Below are 18,578 nucleotides of genomic sequence, written 5' to 3'. Positions count from 1 at the left end.
ATTGACAATCATCAATCCTAAGTGGTTAACCACGAATGTGAATACAGAACCTTACCCATGAGAACACGTGTGGTTTTGTAATATTCCAATTCGGTTTGTCCCAGGGATGCAGGGTCAGGTTCGTTTCCGTCCATTATGTCATGCACTAATTTAACATGTTCAGGCCTTTTACCTCCGGCAATCGCGAGCAGTTCATTGTCAAATCCATCGACAATTGCGGAATAAATATCATATTTCATAAGCATCATTAAATAGGCGCGATTCAGATATGGACGGAGATTTTCCGGAGCGCCGTTGGAAACATTTGAAAGCCCTACAATCGATTTGGCTTCAGGCGCTATTTCACCCAACATGCTCATGAATTCCAGACCAGACAAAACCTGATTTACATCAACGCATATCGGCGTTGCAATCGGATCGATCCAGATGTTTGAGGTGGAAATTTCCGCCTCATTTGCCTGGTAAATAAAATCGACTGCCATAGCAGCCCGCTCATCGGCATCCCGCGGCATTCCATCTTTTCCCCACAGAAGTCCTATCGCGTCCGCATTATACTTAATTATCATGGGAAGCCCTTTTTCCAATCGCTCAGGCTGAAGCGAAACAGAGTTTATCAATGATTTCCCTTTTATGTTCGCCTTTAATCCTGCTTCCATGGCAACCGGATTAGTTGTATCAAGTGAAAGAGGAAGATCGGTTACTTCCTTAACCGTCTTAACCAGCCAATCCATCAGCTCATCGCCGCCCTTTCTGGCAGGTCCGATATTCAGATCAAGATAGTCAGCGCTGTTTTTAGTCAGAGCCCTTGCCATATCCTGAATCGGACCGGCATTTTTCTCCTTCATTGCAGGCCCGAGCGTCTTTGACATAATATTAATATTTTCCGCAACACATATTACCATAGTCGCTTTGCTCCAATGTTAAATGTTGAATGTTGAATTAATTTAAAATTAAGAATTAAAAACTCAAAATTGTTTTCACGCGCTCCATTGTTTCAAATAGGCAGGCAGATGGCTTGCCTCTCTCGGCCCGATGAGAATTTCCCAACCCGGAAGCTCTTCTTCCAGCTCTCCGCTGATGGATGCAAGATAACCCGGAATCACCAATTTGCGATGTTTGACCTTCTCCTCAATACCGCATTTCTTTACAAAGGGCGCAATGGTGTCTGCTCCGAATTTGCCGGCAGCCCATGCGGTTAAGACCGAAAGGCCCTCTGTGTCCTTAATCAATAGATATGACGGCACACGGCTTGCATCTATCTCACCTGAAACAATAAAATAGGTAAGAGAAAAATTTCCTGTAATAAGAACAGGTGAATTTTCATTTGTAGCGCCGATCTCATAAATCTTTTGTTCGACGGCCATAGGCCTTTGCGGATCCGTAAAGATATTCATACTCGCAAGGAGAAGCGGGAAGATGCTGTGGCCTTCTATTTCAGAGAGAATAATGATGCTGCCGTATTTTACAACCATCTGACAGGCGATCATCGCTTCTTTCATCGGGTTGTCGGTCATTTCACACGGGAAGACAATTGTAGGAAATCCAAAGGGCTTAAATTTTTTCATCAATGCTGATCTTCGGATAATAATCTGATCTTCCAGGGACTTTCCCGCGGTTCTTGCCCCTGAATCAAGAATCAGATCCTTAAGCCCCATTTTGATCAGTTTTTCAGAGAGTTCTGCCAGCTCCTCCAGGCTATTTCCTTTAACCGCTAACGGACATGAAAGTTCCCTGGCAAGGTTTCCCAGTGTTTCCACATTTTCCCTGGTAGCGGCATAAAGGAGCGGCTTTCTGTTTGAACAGGTTTTGGCAGCCTGTGAAAGCGCATCTGTATCTTCGTTCATCAGCACAAGCGCCGCATCTGTATCATTACAGACCTTTTCAACCAATGCCATAAATAAGGCGGTATCTTTGGATTCTCCTTTAACGGCAACCATTGCAGGCCGCAGCACAATGCCGACGCGTTCATAGGTGGTTTCTTTAAACTTGGTTAGTTTAGCCGAAATTTCAGCCTTATCCATCTTGTCCGAAAGGAGAAGGGTAAATGCAGGGGGATTTTCAAACCGCTTCTCGTGACGGAACAGAACTGTTTCCCCGCCCAGTTTTACCGCGCGTTCACCAATACCGATAACCACTGTTCTTACAGGAGGAGCCGAGGCCTCCCCGAGTTCTTCTTTCATATCTTCAGACAAATCCGGGCACGCGTCAAGTTCAGCCTTACCCGTAGCCAATTTCATGGCAAAAGCCAGGCAGGTAGGAACCCCACACTTGCCGCAATTTGTCTTTGGTAGTTTTTTAAATATCTCTATTCCCGAAAGTCCCATAATTATTCTTTCCCCCTAAATTCCTGAATTCATCCATAGATTTCGCATATTTCCACAGATTATTAAACAACAATCCCTCAATCCCTCTACATCAACGGATCCATGGTAAGAGCCGGATGCCCTTTTTCTTCGAGAAACGGAAGGATCTCCTCTTCCGTGGTTCCGATTGTTTCATCGGCTATCATCTCAGGGAAATTTGGAATCCCCATTTCTTCGCATATCGGTTTTATCCGTTCGGCGATCTCCTCTTTTAACATTTTAGGCAACCATACCACACGCTTTAAGCCTCCTTCGGCCTTGAGAAATTTTCTGCTGCAAATGTAATGTTTGCTTACTCCTAAAAAACCGGGTGTCTGGTTTCCGCCGCCCACCATTCCGGCCAGGGTAGTAAATTTCATGCCGCAGGGTGTCATGCCCATAAAATTCCTGTTTACTATCATAATGCCATTGCACAGGGGAAGGATTGTCGCCACGCACTCAAAGCACCCACACGCAGTCATCGGTGACTCCATCAAGCTGTAAGCGCTTACCTGCTCAATTTGTTGGCGCGAGGCATTGAATACAAAATCGTTGATTCCTTTCCACTGGCCAGTTATCGGATTGGTACATTCTCCCTTTTTGATCGGTTGATTTGGGCCTGTAGGGTTGATTTCATAAGAGACCTTGCAGTCGAGCCAGTTGTAAGCGCCGCACATCCCTGTTCGTTCCGGCGTAATTACGCAGACATGGCTCGGGGCAAATGACTGACACAGGGTACATGAATAGAAGGTCTCTTCTGTTTCGTCGGTCATATTCTCAACCCGACTATCTCTTTCTTTATACAGCCTGTTTGCCATTTCCAGGACTTCTTTGACTCTTTCTTCATCCGTGTAAATCTTTATCTGCACCTTATCGATAATATTCCCAAAGTCCTGATGGTATTTAGCATGTATTACCTTGCCTAAATGTTTGAGTAAAAATCCTTTTTCAACAGCCGCCTTTCCTACCCGTATCCACATAATATTTCTCTGTCCGATATGCATTATACCCTGGACATAGTTAATCAGGTGATGGAGCTGGCGTTCTAAGATCGGCTCAAATTCCGGCTTCATCTGCCGACCCGCTACTTCGATCAGTGCCGCAAAGGGGAGTTTGTCCCCCTCTTTAATCTGATCCAGGTCAGGACCGATCATTTCAATTTTTCCGTCCTCAACTTCCGACATATTCTTAGAGATAGTCAGCTCTACTCCAAGTGTTCTCCCCCCGCCGCATTCAAAGTAGAGATCGTCCTTTCTGATACGTTCTCCCTCAAAAGCAGGCCCATAGGACATGGGGATATCCACCTTGGTTATAGCTACCTTTAACCCCCGAACTTCAATTGCCCTGGCGACTATCTGATCATGCGGCACGTTGCTGACCACATGTTCATAGGTGCATATCCCGGTCGGCAGGATCTCAGGAATAGGTGTGTCGGCTATGGTGGGGAAGCCCCAGTTGATGGCTCCGGCTGCATTGGCATACCATTCATCCGTCACGGTTCCAAGCGGCATTGCAAAGGCAAAAATCCTGTCTTTATTATAACGTAAGTTTGCTGCAAAATCTCCGGGCTTGACCCCGCCGAATGACATGGCGGCGCGTGTCGCAAACCCCATTGCAAACACGGCCGCGGTATAGCTCGGTCCAAAAGAGACCAGACGGGTAGGCCAGCCTATCTGAACGCCGGCCTCTACCAGTTGCTCGGACATGGTCTTTCCTTCGTGATCCGAACACATAAAGACATACAGATTCTTTTCTTGAAGCTCTATTGCTATTTTTGCCGCAATCTCAGGGGTAGGCGCAGCGCCCAATATAGCGGCAAACCCCGGAGCTGTCCCGTCAACAAATTCCACACCACGTTTTCGCATGATAACGTCATCGGCAGCCCCCAGCCATATATTATCAGAAAGCGGGTCCTCTCCCTGTGTATAATAATCTGGTTCTTCCAAATATCTTATCGCCTCAATGATCTCTTCCGCGAAAAACGTAGCCATGCCGGCTTCCAATGCAGGCGCCAGATAGGGGAGCCATACATTATCGCTTACCTGTGCTGGAAGAAGTTCCTTGCACTTGTCAAGCACCTGCTTTGCATCCCCCAGTGTCTTTACTGGAATACCGAGTATCCCGTAGATAATCGGAAGATAATAGGTGGTATTCGGAAATCCGATCTCTTGATCAGGCCCCCACTTTTTTAATGCCACCTCGCACTTTGCCTCTGCCGTACCCACGATCTTGTGAGCGCCTCGAATAGCTGCGGAACAAATTATCTTAGACACTATTAGCCCTCTCCTCTGATCATCAAATCTCTAATCGATTCTTTTACTAAATTAACAGCTTCAGGGTGCCTCATTACCAGAATATCAGCACCGGCAAGGAGTACGCACTGAGCCGTTAAGGCCTCCATCAATATACCTCTCTTTTTTTGATCTCCTAAAAGCGGAGCTTCCATTTCACTCATTTTTACCTCTTTTGTCTTCCATACCTCTTTTGCAAAATTGGCAATGATGGGGAACTGGAGTCTTTCGTCGTTCTGAACAAGCGCGGCCATTCGGATTCGTTCCATTACGCTGTAACAATACTCAAGCCCGTATCCAAGAGCGCCGGTCGTCGGATCAATAATGATCTTATCGTCAGGAACGTTCAAGTTTCCCAAAAGGATATTGAGCTGCTTTGCCAGGTTTATGTCGATTGGTGTTGAAGCCATAACAGTATGTTTATAACCGATTGCCGTGGCTCCGATCGCCCGATAGTTTCCTTCCGATAGAGGGCCTATAATCAGGTTTTTCCCCTCACACGCCTCGCAAACCGCCCTTAATACCTCGGTATCTTTATCCACATTTGAACTTCCAAAAACAATCAAAGGAACATCCACCGCATCAGCGACTTTTTTTGTAATCGCGGCGGCCTCGTCAGCCGGTATGTCCTCAGCATTCGGATCAGTGCTTGCCAGTTGCAGCGCTATCATTTCAGCCCCATAAGTATCGACACATTTTCGAGCCCATGCCACAGGATCATCTGCAACATCGGCAAACGGTTCCAGCACTATATCGGGCCAATCCACAGGCGCCCTGTCATACACCTCCATCGCTATTTTAGGAGCATGCGTCATAGCCCCTTCGAACAGATGAAACGGATAGCATGACTCGCCACCTACTGTTATGGTATTCCCTTCACATCCCAACGGGATCTCTTTTATCTTTCCGGCATAAGCAACCCTTGGTATTTCTATGGACAATTTATATACCCCCTTATATCTAAGTTAAGTGAGCTAAGGTGCCTAAAGTGAGCTAAAGTGCCTAAAGTTAAGGAACGCGCTTGTCAGGCACCCCACGCTTTATCATCTTGGTCTCGGAAGCAGGCCGGCTCGCTTCGTGATCTCTGGTATGGCGCTCTCCCATTCTATTGCCATGATATGTACACCGGCCACACCTTCTATCTCTTTTACCTTGTTAATAATATCTACACAAATATTGATCCCTTCTTCCTGCACGTCCTTTTTGGCATCTTTAGCCCCCTGGAGGCGAGCTATCACATTGTCGGGAATATCCAGGCCAGGTACATTGTCTTTCATGTATCTGGCCATTCCAATCGACTTTGGAGGTGTAACCCCGGCCAAAATGTAACATTTTTTATGGAGTCCAAGATCTCTGACCGCTTTCATCCACGCGGCAAATTTATCGATGTTATAAACAATCTGCGTCTGAATAAACTGAGCGCCTGCCGCAATTTTTTTTGCCAGACGAAGGGCTCGAAACTCAAACGGATCTGCAAAGGGATTGGCTGCAGCTCCCAGGAGAAAGTTCGGTTCTTTCCCTTTGATTTCCTCTCCACACTGAAAGACCTTTTCGTCGCGCATCATCCTTACCATCTGCAAAAGCTGGATCGAATCCATATCAAAGACGCCGGTAGAATTAGGATGATTTCCGAATTTTTGATGATCCCCTGTAAGACAGAGTAAATTTTTCAGACCCAGTGCTGCAGCGCCCAGGAGATCGCTCTGAATGGCGATACGATTCCTGTCTCTGCACGTCATCTGGGTTATCGGCTCCAGACCTTCCTGCATCAAGACAACAGATGCCGCTATACTCGACATCCGGACAATGGCGGTTTGACAGTCGGTAATATTTACCGCGTCAGCGCAGCCTGAAAGCAACTTTGCCTTTGCGCGAATAACTTCTGCATCTGCATTTTTTGGGGGACCCAGTTCCGCTGTTACGGCAAACTGTCCGGATGTCAACACCTTTTTCAAATTGCTTGCTGAACTCATAGTTTTAGATCCTCCCGGACGATTTTTCTGGGACCTCCGTGCAGGCTGCTCGACCAATCCTTCATGGGAAATATCTCTTGCAGCTTCTCCAATTGATTCAACCCCTTTAAGCGATCATATATTAATTGCCAGACACAGGCAATATCAGCATTAATTTCACACTTCCCGTTCTGCGATCCTCCGCATGGGCCGTTAAACAAACGCTTTGAACAGCGTGCAACAGGACACAAACCGCCGGTCTTATCAAGAACACAGTTTCCGCAGCCCGCACACCGTTCCGACCATACCCCCTGCTCATCTGAAACACCCATAAAGCTGGTGTTTAAAGCCGGAAGAATAATGGTTTTTGGATAGATGTCAGCCATAAAGTTCACCCCCACACCGCAGGCCATGGAAAGGACAGCGTCATATTTGTCAACCTCATCTTTTAATTCTTCCAGATATTCCATATCGCACTGCCGGGCAAGAGTCTTTTCTTTTGTTTCAACCGGTTCCCCCGTTTTTTTGCTATTGATCCGAAGGATTGAAGCAAGAATTTCAACCTCCTTTTCTCCTCCGGCAGAACAGACCGTAACGCATCCACCGCATCCAAGGATCAGGATCTTTTTAATTCCTTTCAACATTTCGAAAATTTCCTGAATCGGTTTTCTCTGTCCGACAATCATATTCTATTTCCCCTTTAAAGGACTTGGTCCCAACTTTTTGATACGCATGGTCATTTCTTTGGCTACTTCAATAAATCCGCGATTCGGCTCGCGAGAAATCATAAACATCTCTATCCGTTCAGGTTCTATATTAAGTTGGTCAAAAACATCTTTTGCGTAATCAACCCTTTTTTTTGCAACCCGGCTTCCTCTTATATTGTGACAGGTATCATCCTTGCATCCGGCAACGTAAATTCCGTCCGCGCCTTGTTCAAATGCTTTTAACAAACGGATTATGCTGATCCTGCCGCTGCAGGGCAGAATTTCCAGCCTCACGTTCTCCGGAAACCCCAATCGAGGTAAGTTCCGCAAATCCTGTGAGCATGCATAGGCGGTATAATGGCAACAAAAAGCCACAATATCCGGTTCATTTGAATTAGTCATATTATCATAGTTCCCTTGAGAGCAAAAATTCACATGAGGCAAACTGCCTTACGTCTTCAGATGTTTTCAGTTCAATAGCCCCGGCAGGACATTCGGCCACACATATTCCGCACGCCACACATTTTACCGGCTCAATATGAGCAAGCCCGCTTCCTTTTTCCATATAAGGCGCTTTGAACGGGCATACTCTCACACAAGTCAGGCAACCTGCACAGTATTTCTCGTTTACAACGGCCAGCTTTCCCATTTTACTCAGGGTGGCCGTATCCACATAGCCGTCACGCAAAGCCATGCTCCTCAGCGCCTTGATCGCATTGCTGAAGTTCACATCCTGCGGACACACAAACTCACAGGTTTGGCATCCTGTGCAATACCAGATCAAATCGGATGAAAGGAGACGATTTTTCAAACCAAGCATGATCATATGAAGGATCTTTCGCGGATCGAATTCAGGGATTACCTGGCTGACAGGACAAGTGCCCGTACAACTGCCGCACGCATAGCATCCCTTGACATGTTTACCTTCCGGAAGTTCCGCTACTTCAAATTTGAACCGAGGTTCTAAATCATCTCTGTCTATTGCCATAATTTCCTTCTGGTTACTCGTTACTCGTTACCGACAGGTACCCGTCAGTTTCCGTTATCAGCCCTTTTTTGCTGAAGGTGGAGACATATTTCTCGATCTCTGAAAGAGTTGCGCCGATCTTTTTTTCCAGGTCATTAAAAGAGACCGGACCATCTTTTTGGATCCGAAGAAATGTTTCCTGTTTTGCAATTTCAGTATTTATGACACCGGCTACTTTCTGATCCAACTTATCATGAATAATCTGTTCGGAATAATCACCTTTCTTGTGCAGATCCTTTGCAAGATTTCCAAACATGGTTCGCAACTTCATCTGCTTTACCGCTGACTTTGCTGCTGATATCTTTAACCTTAATTCATCCTTGTCTTTCCCTTCCGCCTTGCCTAAGGGGCCTAAGCTTTTGATCTTGTTTGTGAAATTCGTTATAATCTCCACAAAGCGAGGTCCCTCTGCAGCGGAGGCCCATTCAAGAAGAAATCTTTCTGCTGAGAGTCCGGCCTCTTCCAATAACTTGCGCGTTAGGGCAGCAACCACCAGTGCCTCATAGTTTCCGGTCTGGTAATGACATTCCCCGAGGTGGCATCCACCAATAAAGACTCCATCTGCTCCACAGGAAAAAGCCTCAAGGATAAAGACAGGATCAATCCTTCCTGAACACATCACCCTGATGACCCTTATATTCGGCGGATACTGGTATCTTGCTACCCCTGCTGAATCTGCCGCTGTATAACAGCACCAGTTACATAAAAAACCGAGTATCTTCGGCTTAAATAAATCCTGAGACATTTTATCGTCCTTGTTATATCAAAACAATTTTTAATTAAGAATTCCGTATTCCCTGTTAAGTCCATCAAGAATCAGACGCTGTAATGTTTTTCAACATTTGAGCTGATGATTCTGAAAGACCGCCCCCGGCCATCGCAATATCGACCGTATAAAAGCCCAGTGTCTTGTAAAGGCCGAGAAGGTCGGGCGTCTTTAAACCTATCTGTACTAAATGCTTTTTTACGGTTTCAATATCTCCCCTGGCAATTGGGCCGGTGAGCGCCCTGGTAATCCCGACTTTTTCTATATTGGAAAGCGTTCCTTCAATTAGTGGTTTTAGCGCCTTTAAAGCATATGCGCCTGATATTCCCGCTGCTTCAATAAGCTTTAATGAAAGGCCGATCACTGTTACAAGGTAGTTTGATGCAGCCACTGCCGAAGCATGGTAAAGTGTTTTGGCCTTTGTTTGTATTGTAAAGCAGGTTGCGCCAAGGTCGGTTGCAATTTTCTTTGCCTCACCGACAGCTTCTTTTTCACCTTCCAGGGAAATTATTATATCCTGAAAAGGATTTTTTTCAATTTCAACTGAAGCAAAGCTCTGGAGAGGATGCATTGACCCTGCAAAAGCGCCACACTCTTTTACAGACGATAAAATAGTTGAAGGGAGCGCACCACTGCAGTGCAGTACCGCAACATTTTTACAGAAACCTGAATGAAGGGAGATGCTGTTGCACGTGTCGGCTATAGCGCTGTCAGGTGTTGTTATAAAAACAATATCGGCCTTTTTTGTTATTTCCCAGGGGATCCGGCTGAAATTATCAGAACCGATAATTTCAGCAGCCCTCTTGGCAGATGAAAGGCTTTTACTGGCAAACCCGGCTGGTTTATAGCCGGCCTTTGCAAGAAATTTCCCCAGCGTGGTGCCGACCTTTCCGCATCCTATAATGGCAAAAGATGGTTTCATATTTCAATAACAATGTTTTTTGGCAGGAAATTTACCTGCCTGCACTTCCTCTATATACTGTTTTATTCCGGCTTTCGCATCATCAAGCAGATTAGCGTATTGTTTTACGAACTTTGGCACATGCCTGTCATTTAACCCCAGGAGGTCGTGCAGCACAAGTATCTGCCCGTCGCAATGTGGACCCGCTCCTATTCCTATTGTCGGTATTGCAAGCGCTTTAGTTATCTTTTCTGAAATTTCGGATGGGATACCTTCTAAAACAACGGAAAAGGCTCCGGCGGATTCTATCTCAAGGGCATCTACCATGAGCTGTTCTTCATTGCGCTGAACTCTGTAGCCTCCCATCTGGTGAACAGATTGCGGTGTAATGCCTATATGGGCCTGTACCGGAATTCCAGCTCCTGAAATTGCTTTTATTGTTTCACTGACCGCTCTTCCTCCCTCCAGCTTGATTGCAGCAGCGCCTGCTTCTTTAAGAAAACGTCCTGCATTGGTAATCGCATCTTTTATGCTTGTCTGGTAAGACATAAACGGCATATCACCGACAATCATCGCGTTTCCGGCGGCTTTTGACACAATGCGGGTATGGTATATCATTTCATCCATTGTAACCGGCAGGGTGCTTGATTTTCCCTGAACCACCATTCCTACTGAATCCCCTACAAGGATCATATGGACCCCTGAATCATTAACTATCTTTGCAAACGGATAATCATAGGCGGTAAGGGCAACAATTTTTTCGCCTTTTTTCTTCATCTTGTAAAGAGTGGTAAGGGTAACTTGTGTTTTCATGATTTTATTGCCTGATTTCCACCAAACGCCCTTATCTGGGCTATTATCTCTTCATTAGTGAAGCCCCCCATTGATATGGCAAATGTTGGGCAATGTGAGGCGCATATACCGCACCCCTTACATGAAGCTGAAATCGTCTCGGCTTTTTTACCCTTTCCCACCCTGATTATTCTGATCGCACTATATGGGCAGAGACTCTCACAGATGCCGCAGCCGATACAGGCATCGGTGTTAACTGCCGAGACAATCGGTTCCACCGATACAAATCCCTTCGCCAGCGAGGCGCCGGCTTTTGATGCCGCAGCCTTTGCCTGTGCAATCGATTCATCGATAGGTTTAGGGGAATGCGCCAGCCCGCACAAATAGACACCGCTTACAGAGAATTCTACAGGGCGAAGCTTGGCATGAGCTTCCAGGAAAAACTTATCACCGGTAAGAGGAACCTTGAGTTCCTTTGCCAGGTGTTCCACATCATTTGGCACAACCCCTACGCTCAATGCCAGTAAATCCGGTTTAATGGCTATCTTTTCATCAAGCAGGGGGTCCAAAAATTCAATCTTGACCTTTCCGCCTTCTTCAATAACTTCAGGGAGAGCATCCTTTTCATAGCGGATGAAGATTACACCTTTTTCTCTTGCCTTTCTGTAGTAGTCTTCCGCAAATCCATAGGTCCTCATGTCCCGGTAAAGAATATATACAGTGGCACGTGAATTTAATTCCAGTATCTTCAAGGCGTTTTTAACCGCCTGCATGCAGCATATCTTGCTGCAATAGGCAAGGTCTTGCCCACGTGAGCCCACGCATTGAATCATAACGATGTCCTGAATCTTCTGAACCTCGGCAGGAGAAGAGATTATCTTTTCCAGTTCAAGCTGGGTAACTACCTGCTTTGATTTTCCATAAAGATATTGTGTGGGCTGGTATGGTCTGCCGCCGGTGGCTACCACGATGGCGCCATGTTCCACATCCTCGGTCTTGGAACCCGAGTTAATTGACGTGGTAAAATTCCCCACATAACCGGACACGTTTTCAACAAATGCATTGGTATAAACATGTATAAGCGGTTCCTGTTCTATCCTGTTTTTGAGTTGATTGAGAAGGGTATGCGGATCGTCTCCGGAAAGAGTAAAAACAAGATTACCGATATTTCCGCCAAGTTGACCGGCTTTTTCTACAAGAAAGCACTCAAACCCCTGGTCTGCGATACTTAAGGCCGCAGTCATGCCGGAGACACCCCCACCGATAACAAGCGCCTTTGGGATAACCGGAACTGTCTGTTCAACAAGGGGCTCAAGGAGATTTGCCTTTGCCACAGCCATCCTTACAAGCTCTTTCGCCTTGTCTGTTGCCTCTTTTGGTTCATGCATATGCACCCATGAACACTGATCTCTTATATTAACCATTTCAAATAAAGAACGGTTCAGGCCCGCATCTCTCAGTGTCTCCTGGAATAATGGTTCATGGGTACGAGGGGTACAGGCAGCGACTACTATCCTGTTTAACCCATGTTCTTTAATTTTTTCTCTGATTGTAGTTTGAGTATCCTGCGAACAGCTATAAGGATTCCTGCCCGCATATACTACATTGTCTAATGTAGAGGCATATTTCATTACTTCAGGCACATCCACCACGCCACCGATATTGATCCCGCAGTGACAGACAAGCACGCCGATTCGGGGTTCTGCTTCTATCTCTATTTCGACCGGATATTCTTTTTTCACCACACCGGTTCCACGAACATCCCGCAGGAGTTCCGAGGCAAGAGCGGCCGCGCCACATGCCTGAGTTACGCTGTCCGGGATATCCTTTGGCCCCTGGAAAGCGCCTGCCACAAAAACCCCCGGCCGGGTTGTTTCAAGCGGTGAAAAGTTGCCTGTCTTGCAAAAATTATAGTGATTGAGATCTATTTCAGCGGCAGATGCCAGTGATTCAGCATCAGAGGGTGACTCAAGGCCCTGGGCCAGGATCACCATATCAAATTCTTCGGCTATGTGCTCCCCCTTTTCGTTTACATAGGGGATCCTTAAGTTTTTGCCGTCTTCCCGGACACCGGCAACCCTTGCTCGGACAAATCGGAGGCCATACTCTTTTTCGGCCCTTTGGCGAGCAGCGTCAAATCCCTTACCCTGAGTCCGCATCTCCATATAGAAAATAACAATTTCAATATCAGGGGCATGCTCTTTTACGACCGTGGCCTCTTTTATGGCATACATGCAGCAAACCGATGAACAGTATCCATTGCCGCATGTTACATCTCTTGAACCCACGCACTGTAAAATGGCGATACGTTTTGGATGCTTTCCATCTGACGGCCGAAGTATTTCTCCATTGGATGGACCCGAGGCGCACATCATCCTTTCAAACTCGAAGCCGGTAAGCACATCAGGGTAGTCGCCGTAACCAAAACGACTCAGCACATCTTCGCTGATCGAGCCATAACCCGGGGCAAGTATTACAGCGCCTACTGCCAAGTCAAGCGTCTCTTCCTTTGCATCAAGGTCGATCGCCTGGGCCTGACAGGTAGAGGCACATATACGGCAGGTCTGATTGTTGACAAAAAGGCACTCCTTTGGATCAATATGGAAACTGGCAGGAACAGCCTGGGGATAGTCCATATGAGGATTTTTTGTTACAGTAAAACCCTCATTGTAAGCGTCAGGAATGACTATGGGGCAATACATGGTACACATTCCGCAGGCAGTGCACAGTTCTTCATTAATGTATCGTGGCTTACAGCAAACCGTGGCAGTGAAGTCGCCTGCCTCTCCGTCCACGGATGTCAGGGTTGCTTTTGTTATAATCTTTATATTCGGTGACCTGCCGGCCTCAACCAGTTTAGGCGCCAGGATACAGATGGAACAGTCATTAGTAGGGAAGGTCTTGTCGAGGCGGGCCATAGCCCCCCCAATTGAAGTTGACTTTTCGATAAGATATACATAGAAACCCAGATCAGCAAGGTCGAGCGCCGCCTGAACGCCGGCAACCCCTCCGCCTACGACGAGGACAGCCCCTTTTTTTGTTTTTTTACTTTCTTTCATATCTGTAAGTATTCAGCCACTTTTGATTTTTAAATATTTATTACAGCTCACGCCTCATAGCCATGTCAAATAGGACTCTTTTCTTTTTCTCCTGGATACCGAGAGCATCTCTGCCTTTTTCTATACGCTCAATCATCATTCTTGCCATCTTTATCGGATCGGATTCAACCGCCCACATTCCGCCGTACAGCTCTTCCATTTCCCTGAATAGAAAATCGGTCACAACCTTGCTTCCGGTCGTTGGAAAGGTTCTGCCGAATACAACAAAAACGCCGCTTGCCACAAAATATTGTCCAATTGCTATGGCCTTTTCGCTCATCCACTCTGGTGCGCAACCTGCCGCAGGTATCTGTGAAATATCGTCACCAAGCCCCCCCTCACGGACAATCTGCGTTGCAGCGATTAATATCCGGCTGTTATCCACGCACGAGCCCATGTGCAATACCGGCGGCATACCGACTGTTTCACATACCTCTCTGAGACCCGGCCCCGCTAAACTGGCAGCTTCCGGCCTAAGCAGCCCCTCACGACCACAGGCTGTGGCAGCGCAGCCCGTCGTAAGAACCAGAACATCGTTGGCTATCAACTCCTTGACCACTGTAGTATGCATGTAACCGGAGCGAACACGAGCGCTGTCGCAACCAACAACAGCTCCCAAACCCCTTATGCGGCCGTTAATTATATTGTCATTTAAAGGCCTGTACGAGGCGCGAAACGTTCCGCCAAGCATGTGATTTATGGTTTCGTGGCTGAATCCCGCCACAACATCCATCTTATGACTGGGGATATTGATCTCCCCGCGCTTCGGATACAGGTCAATAGCGCGTTGGACTATCTGCCTTGCCGCCTTCAATGCATTGTGATGATGTACTTCTATATGTTTTGCGCCAGGGATTTTTGCCCGGTCAGACGTGGTAATAACCTCGGTGTGGAAACACTTGGCCACAGCAGGAAGAGACTGCATGACGCACTGAACATCTACTACCATTACCTCTACAGCGCCTGTTGCAAGTACGATCTCCTGCTGGATAAAGCTCCCTGCAACAGGAATCCCGTGACGCATGAGAATCTCATTGCCGGTACAGCATACACCAACCAGATTGATCCCCTTTGCCCCTGCCTTTTTGGCTGCCTCTATCATCTCCGGTTCCTCGGCAACCAATACCATGGCCTCAGACAGGATAGGTTCGTGACCGTGTACAACCACGTTGACCTCGTCTTTGGAAAGGACGCCGAGATTTACCAGCGATCGAGTCGGAGTAGGGGTTCCGAACATGATGTCCTGAAGTTCGGTAGATATCATGGAGCCGGCCCAGCCGTCTGCCAGGGCGCACCTGGTGGCCTGAAGAATCAGGTTGCGATAATCCTGGTCGGTCCCCATATGGGTCCGATGCATCATCTCTACTACTTCCCGCTGTATGCCACGCGGGACAACCCCATTTTTCTTCCATATTTGCTGCTGCTTTTCAGGGGCCCGACGTATGCAGTAGAGGCCTCCTTCCTGCTTTCCGAATTCAGCCAATGCCTTTTCACCAAGCTCGATAGCAATATCTTTAGTGCTCCGGTTTTCGGTCTTTATATCAAAGACCTCTGCCAGCGCGCAAAGCTTCTTTTCATCCTTGATTTTATACTCGGATTCTCCCCTGGCCGCGGCCAGAAATGCCATTGTTGTCTCAAGGGCGTGGTCCATGTGAGCGGAAGCTCCTCCTGCAACCATACGGCAAAAATTACGCGCCGCCACAGTAGCTGGAGTGGCCCCGCAGATTCCAATCGATGTTGGAACATCATCGATCATCATGCACGGACCAAAGGAACAAATACGACAACACGTCCCGCCCTTGCCGAAAAGGCAAGGCTCAATAGTGCGATTGTTCACCCGTTGCATGTAAGTAACAACACCCTTGCCCTCGGCCTGTTCTGCAACACAGGTGCTTCCTTCACAATCAATGCCTAGACAGCGAGGCGCCGTGCCTATAGGAGATCTTCTTGATCCCATAATCAGTCCTCCAAGTTAGCTGGTAAGCTGTTGAGTTATTAAGTTTACCAGCTTATATTGTATTCTTTGCGGATTCAACCGTATTCTTCATCAGCATGACTATCGTCATGGGACCTACGCCACCTGGTACAGGTGTAATAGCAGCGGCTTTTTCTTTTACACTTTCAAAGTCCACATCACCAACCAGAATCGCCTTTCCTTCCGGGGTCTTTCCTATCCGGTTTACCCCCACATCGATAACCACAACCCCTTCTTTTACCATGTCCCCTGTAACTGTCTTGGGATAACCGGTAGCTACTATCAGGATGTCTGCCCGCTTTGTGTGGAAGGCCAGGTCTTTTGTTCTTGTATGGCACAGCGTTACCGTTGCATTGCCTGCAGGTCGTTTTTGGAGCATCAGATTAAGGACAGGTTTCCCAACAATGTTGCTCCTGCCGATAACCACGACCTCGGCGCCTTCTGTTTGCACACCGGAACGGGCCAGAAGCTCCAGTATTCCATGAGGGGTGCAGGGGAGAAAACACTTTTCTCCGACCACCATCTTCCCAACATTTACAGGATGGAAACCATCCACGTCTTTAGCAGGATCAATGGCATATATAACACGGGATTCATTGATCTGTTTCGGAAGAGGGAGCTGAATCAATATCCCGTGAATCCGCGGGTCCTTGTTCAATTTCTCAATTTGCGAGAGAAGCTCTTGCTCCGAGATATCTCCAGGCAAATCGATTCTTTCCGAATATATCCCCAAATTGCTGCACGACTTCTCCTTTTGCCCTACATATACCTTGGAGGCTGGATCGTTGCCTACAAGAACTGTAGCCAACCCCGGAGTTACACCATGTTTTTCCTTTAATTCCTTTATCTCTTTTTTCAGTTCTTCCCGTATCTGTTTGGCAATCTCAGTGCCGCTGATGATCTTTGCAGACATTTATAATCTCCTTAAAAAAGCCCCTTTACCTTTCCGGTCTCCACATCTACATCAACACGCCTGTAAGCAGGATCAGAAGCTGTTCCAGGCATCAGACTTATTGCCCCCGCTACCGGCACCACGAATCCCGCCCCTTTATAGGTCAGGATATCCCGGACAGGAAGAGTCCATTCCGTTGGCACACCTTTTTTAGCCGGATCATGAGAAAGACTTAGATGAGTTTTGACCATACATGTTCCCAAATTTGCCAGTTCAGGATCCTGTTCTATCCTCTTTGCTTTAGACTCAGCCTCCGGGGTATAACTTACACCGTCCGCGCCATATACCTCTTTGGCAATCAATTCAATCTTCGCGCGCAGGGGAGTTTCAATATCGTAAAGAAAGTGGAAATCGTTTTCCTCCTCACACGCATCAACAACTGCATCGGCAAATTCCAGAGCCCCGTCACCACCTTTAAGCCAGTGTTCGGAAATGGCAACGCGGGCGCCTGCGGCCTCTGCGGATCTGCGAACAGCCGCTATCTCATCCTTGGTGTCGGTGTAAAAGGAATTGATGCAGACCACTGGGTTAATCCCTGCTTTCTTTACCGTTTTTATGTGATGAACCAGATTTTCACAACCCTTTTCCACCCAGTCCACATGCTCCTCAAGGTAGGCCGGATCCATTGATTTTCCTGGGGGCAGGGGAGGTCCTCCGCCATGACATTTCAACGCGCGAATAGTCGCTACAAGCACAGCGCAATGCGGTTTCAAGCCACTAAAACGGCATTTTAAATTCCAGAATTTTTCAAATCCGATATCCGCCCCAAAACCACTTTCCGTAACATTGTAGTCCGCAAGTTTCAGCCCAACCCTGTCAGCTATAATGGATGACTGGCCTATTGCAATATTTGCAAAGGGTCCCGCGTGTACAAATACCGGCTGCCCTTCTAAGGTCTGAAGAAGATTAGGATTGAGCGCTTCCACCATCCATGCGGTCATGGCGCCGTCAACCTCAAGGTCTGCCGTGGTAACAGGCTCCCCTTTTTTGTTATAGGCAACAACGATTTTTCCCATCCTCTCACGCATGTCTTTCAGGTCGGTGGCAACCGCCAGAATAGCCATTATTTCCGAGCTTACGGCAATACCGAATTTAGACTGCATGGGGAAACCATCCATTTTTCCGCCAAGGCCTATAATAATATTCCTGAGCGATTGAGCGCAAAAATCGATAATCCATCCCATTTCCACATTTTTGGGATTAATATCGAGCCGTTTCAGATTTTTTTCCGCCAGTATCTCGTCAGAATAGTTGTTTTCATGCTGCATCCTGGCTGTCAAAGCTACCATGGCCAGATTATGCGCATTCATGATGGCGTTAATATCACCTGTAAGCCCTAATGAAAACGGAGCAAGAGGGATACACTGGGCCAGGCCGCCGCCTGCCGCACTCCCTTTTATGTTCATGGTCGGGCCACCGGAAGGTTGACGGATAGCGCCGACAACCCGTTTTCCTCGCTTGCCAAGCCCGGACACCAATCCCATGGCAGAAGTGCTTTTGCCTTCTCCAAGCGGGGTGGGAGTAATGGCGGTAACATCAATATATTTACCGTCTGGTTTATCTTTTAAGCGTTTTAAAACCTTTGCGAAATCGATTTTTGCTACATAATGTCCATGCGGAAGGAGCTCCTCTTTCTCCAATCCGAGCTCCTCTCCTAATTGATAAACTGTTTTCATGCTCTTTTCAGCATGTTCGGCAACTTCCCAGTCTTTATATCTGGTTGGATCGAGAGCCATGATTCCCCCCCCTTTTTCTGTATTTAAATAATTTACTGA

15 protein-coding genes are annotated in these 18,578 nt (G+C 47.2%); all 15 read right to left on the bottom strand.

Annotation, left to right across the window (positions count from 1 at the left end):
• Nucleotides 1-17: 17 nt before the first annotated feature.
• The 15 genes from VMW78_03410 to VMW78_03340 all read right to left on the bottom strand — a co-directional run bounded on the left by VMW78_03410 (nucleotide 18) and on the right by VMW78_03340 (nucleotide 18,539).
• A complete protein-coding gene (locus VMW78_03410; protein ID HUV50055.1) occupies nucleotides 18-902 on the bottom strand; it encodes a dihydropteroate synthase in 885 nt (294 codons plus the stop codon).
• Nucleotides 903-977: 75 nt separating this feature from the next.
• The gene (acsC, locus tag VMW78_03405) at nucleotides 978-2,324 is read right to left on the bottom strand and encodes an acetyl-CoA decarbonylase/synthase complex subunit gamma (GenBank protein ID HUV50054.1); all 1,347 of its coding nucleotides are present in this window, start codon (nucleotides 2,322-2,324) and stop codon (nucleotides 978-980) included.
• An 86-nt stretch (nucleotides 2,325-2,410) separates the two neighbouring features.
• Nucleotides 2,411-4,615: an acetyl-CoA decarbonylase/synthase complex subunit alpha/beta gene (acsB, locus tag VMW78_03400; GenBank protein ID HUV50053.1), complete on the bottom strand. Its 2,205-nt coding sequence runs from the start codon at nucleotides 4,613-4,615 to the stop codon at nucleotides 2,411-2,413.
• Nucleotides 4,616-4,617: 2 nt separating this feature from the next.
• Nucleotides 4,618-5,574, bottom strand: coding sequence for an acetyl-CoA decarbonylase/synthase complex subunit delta (locus VMW78_03395; protein ID HUV50052.1), 957 nt, complete (start codon nucleotides 5,572-5,574; stop codon nucleotides 4,618-4,620).
• A gap of 102 nt (nucleotides 5,575-5,676) precedes the next feature.
• Nucleotides 5,677-6,606 (bottom strand): methylenetetrahydrofolate reductase, encoded by a 930-nt coding sequence (locus tag VMW78_03390; GenBank protein ID HUV50051.1) that lies wholly within the window; start codon nucleotides 6,604-6,606, stop codon nucleotides 5,677-5,679.
• The gene (locus VMW78_03385; GenBank protein HUV50050.1) at nucleotides 6,603-7,271 is read right to left on the bottom strand and encodes a methylenetetrahydrofolate reductase C-terminal domain-containing protein; all 669 of its coding nucleotides are present in this window, start codon (nucleotides 7,269-7,271) and stop codon (nucleotides 6,603-6,605) included. Before VMW78_03385 ends, VMW78_03390 begins: the two co-directional genes overlap by 4 nt.
• Before the next feature lie 3 nt (nucleotides 7,272-7,274).
• Complete coding sequence (locus VMW78_03380) at nucleotides 7,275-7,694, bottom strand: hydrogenase iron-sulfur subunit (protein ID HUV50049.1); 420 nt, start codon at nucleotides 7,692-7,694, stop codon at nucleotides 7,275-7,277.
• Between the two features lie 4 nt (nucleotides 7,695-7,698).
• Nucleotides 7,699-8,280, bottom strand: coding sequence for a 4Fe-4S dicluster domain-containing protein (locus VMW78_03375; GenBank protein ID HUV50048.1), 582 nt, complete (start codon nucleotides 8,278-8,280; stop codon nucleotides 7,699-7,701).
• A 13-nt stretch (nucleotides 8,281-8,293) separates the two neighbouring features.
• Nucleotides 8,294-9,064 (bottom strand): hydrogenase iron-sulfur subunit, encoded by a 771-nt coding sequence (locus VMW78_03370; protein HUV50047.1) that lies wholly within the window; start codon nucleotides 9,062-9,064, stop codon nucleotides 8,294-8,296.
• 64 nt (nucleotides 9,065-9,128) lie between these two features.
• Complete coding sequence (locus VMW78_03365; GenBank protein ID HUV50046.1) at nucleotides 9,129-10,007, bottom strand: Rossmann-like and DUF2520 domain-containing protein; 879 nt, start codon at nucleotides 10,005-10,007, stop codon at nucleotides 9,129-9,131.
• A gap of 3 nt (nucleotides 10,008-10,010) precedes the next feature.
• Nucleotides 10,011-10,799: a 3-methyl-2-oxobutanoate hydroxymethyltransferase gene (gene panB, locus VMW78_03360; GenBank protein HUV50045.1), complete on the bottom strand. Its 789-nt coding sequence runs from the start codon at nucleotides 10,797-10,799 to the stop codon at nucleotides 10,011-10,013.
• Entirely contained in the window at nucleotides 10,796-13,837 is a 3,042-nt protein-coding gene (locus tag VMW78_03355; GenBank protein HUV50044.1) for an FAD-dependent oxidoreductase, read from the bottom strand. Before VMW78_03355 ends, panB begins: the two co-directional genes overlap by 4 nt.
• A gap of 40 nt (nucleotides 13,838-13,877) precedes the next feature.
• Entirely contained in the window at nucleotides 13,878-15,833 is a 1,956-nt protein-coding gene (gene cooS / locus VMW78_03350) for an anaerobic carbon-monoxide dehydrogenase catalytic subunit (protein HUV50043.1), read from the bottom strand.
• Between the two features lie 52 nt (nucleotides 15,834-15,885).
• The gene (folD, locus tag VMW78_03345) at nucleotides 15,886-16,764 is read right to left on the bottom strand and encodes a bifunctional methylenetetrahydrofolate dehydrogenase/methenyltetrahydrofolate cyclohydrolase FolD (protein ID HUV50042.1); all 879 of its coding nucleotides are present in this window, start codon (nucleotides 16,762-16,764) and stop codon (nucleotides 15,886-15,888) included.
• An 11-nt stretch (nucleotides 16,765-16,775) separates the two neighbouring features.
• Entirely contained in the window at nucleotides 16,776-18,539 is a 1,764-nt protein-coding gene (locus tag VMW78_03340; protein HUV50041.1) for a formate--tetrahydrofolate ligase, read from the bottom strand.
• Between the last annotated feature and the right edge of the window lie 39 nt (nucleotides 18,540-18,578).

This window comes from Anaerolineae bacterium, from assembly GCA_035529315.1.
In the GTDB taxonomy this organism is placed as follows: domain Bacteria; phylum Desulfobacterota; class Desulfobacteria; order Desulfobacterales; family ETH-SRB1; genus Desulfaltia.
Note: the sequence above shows the minus strand (reverse complement) of the source record. Positions and strands in the feature narration are given on the sequence as shown.